This window comes from candidate division TA06 bacterium, from assembly GCA_016235665.1.
Lineage (GTDB): Bacteria > Edwardsbacteria > AC1 > AC1 > EtOH8 > UBA5202.
In genome coordinates this window covers 289,068-295,368 of record JACRJI010000003.1, presented here as the reverse complement: position 1 = coordinate 295,368, position 6,301 = coordinate 289,068, and the positions used below count along the sequence as shown (strand labels likewise).

The following is a 6,301-nucleotide window of genomic DNA, read 5'->3' as shown; positions in this document are numbered from 1 at the left end:
CTGGAGCCTGCCCTGAGACGGCTATTTACCTTGCAAACGAAGGGGCGGCACAAAAAGAAAAAGAACATAACAGGGTTAAGGCTACGTTTTGTACCAAATCAGCTGTCTTCTTTCCACTTTTTCTGAGCAAGGGAGATAGTCCTTAAATGGAGGTCTTGCAGCTGTATGCAACTCCAATTTCACGGTTTTTTGGGGAACCATGTTTCGGGAAACAACATCTAATTGTATTACGCCTTGCGCCGGCCGTAAACCGTTGTGTTATAAATGTGAAATAGTATGTTTTATCGTTGACAAAATAACAATCTTTTGCTATGCTTAGAGTGATGTTCCCGCCGGCGTGGTGAAACTGGTAGACGCAGTGGACTCAAAATCCACCGGTAGCAATACCATGGGGGTTCGATTCCCTCCGCCGGCACCATTATGCCTCCCTGCTTGACAATAGTCCGCCGTAGCTTTAGCGTAGGCGGGCACCATCAATTATCTCTAATACAGAACTATCACCCACAAAATGACCAACGGCAATCCTCAACTCCCCCAGATGGACCAGCTCCTGGAGGAACTGGTCCTGCGCGAAGCCTCCGACCTGCATCTGCGGGTGGGCGAGGCCCCCATTTACCGGATCGGCGGCAAGCTGGTGCGCAGCGAGTTCCCGGTGATGGTGGAAGAGGATACAAAAAGCCTGCTTTATTCCATCATGACCGAGGAGCAGCAGCGCCGCTACGAGAAGGATCTGGAGCTTGATTTTGCTTTTGGCCTGCCCGGGGTGGCCCGGTTCCGCATCAACATTTTCCGTCAGCGGGGCTACGTGGGGGCCATCATGCGGGTGATCCCGCTTAAGATCCGGACTCTGGAGGAATGGAAGCTCCCTCTGATATTGAAGGAACTGGCTCTTTTGCCAAGGGGTTTGATCCTGATCACCGGGCCCACCGGCTCCGGAAAATCCACCACTTTGGCGGCCATGGTGGAACACATCAACAGCAACCGCCGCAGCCACATCATTACCCTGGAAGATCCCATCGAATTCCTGTACAAGGACAACCTGGCCATCATCGAGCAGAGAGAGGTGGGCTCCGACACCCCCACCTTTGCCTCCGGATTGCGCCATGTGATGCGCCAGAACCCCGATGTGATCCTGGTGGGAGAGATGCGCAACTACGAGACCATGTCCCTGGCCATCGCCGCGGCCGAGACCGGCCACCTGGTGCTGGCCACCCTTCACACCACCGACGCCGCCCAGACCGTGGACCGGATCATCAACACCTATCCCCCGGAATCCCAGGCACAGGCCCGGGTCCAGCTGGCCACCGTACTTCAAGCGGTCATCTCCCAGGCCCTGCTGCCGGCGGTGGGCAGCCGCAAGCTGGTGGGCGCTTTCGAGATCATGCTGGGCACTCCGGCCGTCCGCAGCGTCATCCGCGACGGCAAAACCCCCCAGATATACTCGCTGATCCAGACCGGGTCCAAGTTCGGGATGCAGAGCCTGGACTCCGCCTTAAAGGAACTGGTGCAGAAGAACCTGGTCACCCTGGAGGACGCCCTGGCCAAATCCTCCAACCCCGCCGAACTGGAAACGTCCATCAGCCGGTAATTCGATCTGCGGTCAGAACTACCATCCCTATTTCCCATTTATCCGCTTCCCATTTTTTTATCTTCTATTTTTTATTTTTAATTTTGTTAAGATGCAGCTGGCCGAATTACTATATCTGACCTTTCAAAAAGGCGCTTCTGATCTGATCCTTAAGGTTGGTACCCCGCCGGCCTTAAGGCTTCAGGGCAATCTGGTGCCGGTGGAAGTGCCGGTGCTGACCTCGGAGGACACCAAGCGTTTCGCCGTGGACATCATGACCAAGGAACAGCTTGAGCGTTTCCGCCGGGAGCGGGAGCTGGACATGGCCTGCTCCATAGCCAACCTCTGCCGTTTCCGGGCCTCGGTGTTCTTCCAACGAAACGAGTTTGGACTGGTGTTCCGGGTGGTGCCCAATAGGATACCCACCGTGGACGAGCTGAACCTGCCCATCGTCTGCAAGAACCTGGCTATGCGGCCCCGGGGCCTGATCCTGGTGACCGGGCCGGCCGGATGCGGCAAATCCACCACCATAGCCGCCATGGTGGAGACCCGCAACGCCAACCAGGACTGCCACATCGTCACCATCGAGGATCCCATCGAGTTCATCTACCAGGACAAGAAGGCCGAGATCAACCAGCGGGAGGTGGGCAAGGACACCCACAGCTTCACCAACGCCTTAAAGAGCGTGCTGCGCCAGGATCCCGACATGATAGTGATCGGCGAGATGCGCGACCTGGAGACCATTCAGCTGGCCATCACCGCGGCCGAGACCGGACACCTGGTGCTTTCCACCCTGCACACCACCGATTCCATGCAGACCATCGACCGGATAGTGGAGGTCTTCCCGCCCCATCAGCAGGCCCAGGTCCGGATGCAGATCTCGGGCAACCTGCTGGCGGTGCTCTCACAGGTGCTGCCCCGCCGGGCCGACGGCAAGGGCCGGATTGTGGCCTACGAACTGATGCTGATCAACAGCGCCATCCGTAACCTGATCCGCGAAGGCAAGACCAGCCAGATACCCTCAGCCATTCAGATGGGCACCAAGCAGGGCATGATGCCGTTGAACCATTCCCTGGCCGATCTGGTGCGCAAGCGGCTGATCACTTTGGACGAGGCCTTGATCCATACCGACAGCCCCGATGACCTGAAGAACAACCTGGCCCGGGCGGCGGCCCCTGTTCCCCCGGGAAAATAAACTGCCCGGCAAAACTATTCCCGGAACAAGGGGACGTTCACCAAGGTCGGATCTTCCGGCCTTTTGCTTTTTAGAATCATACTGATCAGAATGCAAGACAAATATAAATATATCATCAGAGCCGCTGCTTTGCCGGGTTTATTTTTCTTATTGACCCTATCATTCCCATTACTCCTTCATATAGATTATGGGATTATCGGCAAGAGCTCCGTAATAACATACCGCTTGATCTGGCACTACTTTATATCCGGACAACACCCCCCATATTTAATAACCGAGACCCCGAAGCCCTTGGTTTGCTTTCTGTATTATTTGTTGCCCCCATGGGGCGTATATGTCATGATTTCATTGTTTGTATCCATTGCCTGCCATTCCATATCTGAAATCTCCAAATCTATTACCGGGCGCAGCCTCTTTGGTCTGATAACCTTTCTGTATACCCTTATCATTTTTCATGGCTCTCTGAGGAGTATTATTTTTTGTTCTTGGGAATGGTTGTATATGGGATTGACATTAAGTTCGTTAATGTTATTGTTGAAAAAACGCTACCTTGGTTATGCCGTTCTAATGCTCTTTTCTTCATTGATAAGACCTGAAAGCTGGTTATATTCCTTCGGTATAGTGACTTTCTTCTATGCTGTTGATACCAAACGTTGGAACCGGTTTCTTTGGCTGCCACTGGCTGGGCCATTATTATGGGTTGGATTTGATTATTTTACTTTTGGCGATCCTTTGTTTTCCCTGAAGATGACCTCCAAATATAAGGATATTTTGGGTGTTACGCCCCTAAATTTTGTAGAATTATTAGTATCACTCCCCAAAATTATTTCAAAAGCGGTGGGGCTTTCTACCTTGATTCTTGCCATTGCCAGCCTTGCTTGGTCGGTCTCTCGATCACGGGCAAAGGATGAACGCCTCCATTGGCTTTTTTCAATTATCATTTTTCTGCCGGTAATATTTTATTTATTCATGTCTGCTTTCAGCAATATCATTTTTATGGAGCGTTTCCTTGTTTTTTCTAACGTTTTATTGATATTTTACGCTTTTCTTTCTCCAAATCATATAAAAACCAAACCCCTTTACACAACTATGATTTCTCTAGGACTTTTCTTCATTTTATCTGCTGCCAATATCAATTTGAATTCCATAAAAAAAGCGGTTTCAGACAGCGAATATGAACGTCAAAAGACAACTTTGGTTGAAAAGAGCATCCCCCTGCTTCGGCATTATACTGATTCTCTCCAAGCCAACATCATAGTTCCATACCGCCGTAAAATGGCAACCGATTATCTGCTTCCGGCAAAATACACTGCCAAATTGATCAGCTTTAGGGAAATTGTTTATGAAAACGCCATTCATAATGTAGATATTCACAGGTATTCACCGGCAGTGGCATTGTTTATTGAAAATGACTTTACCGGTCTCGAAAACGGATTTGCGTTTCTTGAAAATCCTGGTATTTATCGTCTAATGGATTATCTGGCACTAAAACCGTTAGTCTGTGGTCAAGGCTATACTATCTATCAATTGTATAACGACACCATCTGGGTGTCCCCGATGGAATTTGAGATCAGGTCAGATACAAATGAAACCTTCCCGCTATAATCACCTTATCCGCCGCCGGAGCCGGCCTCAGTTGCTTTACAACTGCGTCCGCAGGAGTTTTTTGCCCCTGGACCAGGTGCAGGCGGCCATCTATGGCGGCCTGCAGATGCCCATCACCAGGAACCTGATGAATTTTAATGACCCGGCGGTGGAGCAGACCATGCAGCTGCTGACTGACGGCGGCTTTCTGGCCGAAGAGCAGGCCGACGAAATGCAGGAACTGGAGTTGGCCTCCAACCTTTTCCGCTTCTCTTCCCGCCGGCTTGACCTGTGGATAGGCCTGACCACCCGTTGCGACCAGAACTGCCCCGGCTGCCCCCATCACGAAAAACCCCGGGACCTGGGCCCTCAGGCCATCGGGGCCATCAAGGACCTGGTGCTGGAGCACTCCGACCTCAGAGAAATCTCGGTGACCTTTTGGGGCGGCGAACCTTCCCTGGCCTGGCCCCTGGCTTTGGAGATGAAAGAATGGCTGGATAAGGCCTGCCGGGAACTGAACGCCCATGCTGTTTACCATGTGATCACCAACGGCGGCCCCGGCCATCTGCCGGCGATCGTCAGGGACAAGCAAAACCGGCCGGACCTGCTGTTCATCAATCTGGGATCGGGCGAAACGGTGAATGACCCCTCGCTCCGGACAGTTTACCTGACCAGCCTGGCCGGGATGGAGGAGAACCGGAACAAGCTCCTTCCTTCGGCAGCGGTCAAGGTGATTCCTGGAAAACCTTCGGAAAAGCTCTGCCGCAACCTGACCGGGTTCTGCCAAAGCGCCCCCCGGTTCAGCGATGATGAAACAGATATTCTTAAGGGCCTGGTGAATTCGGGGTTTGAGATCCTGAACCTGCCCCGGCCCAAGCCGCTCTGTTGCCAGGCCGCCGACCCCCAGAGTTTCATCGTGGATCCGGAGGGAAACATTTACAAATGCTGGAACGATGTGGGACGGACGGAGAACCGGATCAATGAAAAAATGAATGATCCCTTCTCCCCGCAGTTGTTCAAATGGATGGCCTGGAACCCTTACCGCCAGCAGCACTGCCGGATCTGCGGACTGCTGCCCTGGTGCTTGGGCGGCTGCCTGGCCCAGCCCCCCGACGAGGACTGCGGGCTCTGGCATTACTCACGGAGCGATATTTTGAAACTGCTGGCCCTGGAACATGAAAAAAGGACGAAGTGAAAACTTCGTCCTTTTTGCTGCGGAAACTGATACCGTTATTTCTCCCCTGCCCGGGCCATCAGGGTCAGATAGGTCTTGGCCCTCAAATTTCCCGGATCCTTGGCCAGGCAGATCTGCCACTGTTTGCGGGCTTTATCCCTCTGCCCGTTCTTCAAATAAGCCACACCCAGGAAGATTATGGCCTCAAGATAATCGGGATGGGACCTGGTCAGCGTCTCCAGTTCCTCGATGGCCATATAATACTGCTCCAGGTTCAGGTGGGTCTTGGCCAGCTTTAAGCGGACATCGTGATGGTGGGGATTGAGCTTCAGCGCCTTTTGGTATTCCTCGGCTCCTTCGGTATTATATCCGATGTCGCAATAGGTGTCTCCCAGTCCGGCATGGGCCGAGGACAATTTGTTGCGGATGCCGGTGGTCATTCCTCCCTTGATGTCCTCGGCCTCGGTGGCCTGGCTGAAAAAGGAGACCGCTTCTTCGTAACGTCCCAGCTCGTTCAGGGTAATGGCGATGTTCAGGTGGGCCTCCACATACCGTGGATTAAGCCTGATGGCCTGCTTAAAGGTCTTGATGGCCTGTTCATATTCCCCGTTCAGGTGATAGGCCAGGCCCAGATGGTTGTAAAGGTCGGCAAAATTGGGCGTGATCTTGATGGCTTTTTTAAACTCCTGTACTGCCTCGCCAAACCGTCCCTTGGAATAAAGTTCTTGGCCCAGCTGGCCATGCCGTCCGCTTTCAAAGCCCATTTCATCTTTCCTTTTTT

Annotated in this window: 5 protein-coding genes and 1 tRNA gene; 5 read left to right on the top strand and 1 reads right to left on the bottom strand. The window is 52.7% G+C overall.

Features of this window, described 5'->3' with window-relative positions:
• Nucleotides 1-331 precede the first annotated feature (331 nt).
• The 5 genes from HZA73_02060 to HZA73_02040 all read left to right on the top strand — a co-directional run bounded on the left by HZA73_02060 (nucleotide 332) and on the right by HZA73_02040 (nucleotide 5,541).
• A tRNA-Leu gene (locus HZA73_02060) sits at nucleotides 332-418 on the top strand.
• 90 nt (nucleotides 419-508) lie between these two features.
• Nucleotides 509-1,588 carry a type IV pilus twitching motility protein PilT gene (locus HZA73_02055; protein ID MBI5804811.1) on the top strand — a complete coding sequence of 360 codons (1,080 nt, stop codon included), beginning with the start codon at nucleotides 509-511 and terminating at the stop codon, nucleotides 1,586-1,588.
• 91 nt (nucleotides 1,589-1,679) lie between these two features.
• Nucleotides 1,680-2,762: a type IV pilus twitching motility protein PilT gene (locus HZA73_02050; protein ID MBI5804810.1), complete on the top strand. Its 1,083-nt coding sequence runs from the start codon at nucleotides 1,680-1,682 to the stop codon at nucleotides 2,760-2,762.
• 534 nt (nucleotides 2,763-3,296) lie between these two features.
• On the top strand, nucleotides 3,297-4,367 hold the full coding sequence (locus HZA73_02045; GenBank protein ID MBI5804809.1) for a hypothetical protein: 1,071 nt from the start codon (nucleotides 3,297-3,299) through the stop codon (nucleotides 4,365-4,367).
• On the top strand, nucleotides 4,348-5,541 hold the full coding sequence (locus HZA73_02040; protein ID MBI5804808.1) for an SPASM domain-containing protein: 1,194 nt from the start codon (nucleotides 4,348-4,350) through the stop codon (nucleotides 5,539-5,541). The genes HZA73_02045 and HZA73_02040 overlap by 20 nt, the downstream gene beginning before the upstream one ends.
• Nucleotides 5,542-5,576: 35 nt before the next feature.
• Here the strand turns inward: HZA73_02040 and HZA73_02035 are convergent, their stop codons facing one another.
• The gene (locus HZA73_02035; protein ID MBI5804807.1) at nucleotides 5,577-6,284 is read right to left on the bottom strand and encodes a tetratricopeptide repeat protein; all 708 of its coding nucleotides are present in this window, start codon (nucleotides 6,282-6,284) and stop codon (nucleotides 5,577-5,579) included.
• Between the last annotated feature and the right edge of the window lie 17 nt (nucleotides 6,285-6,301).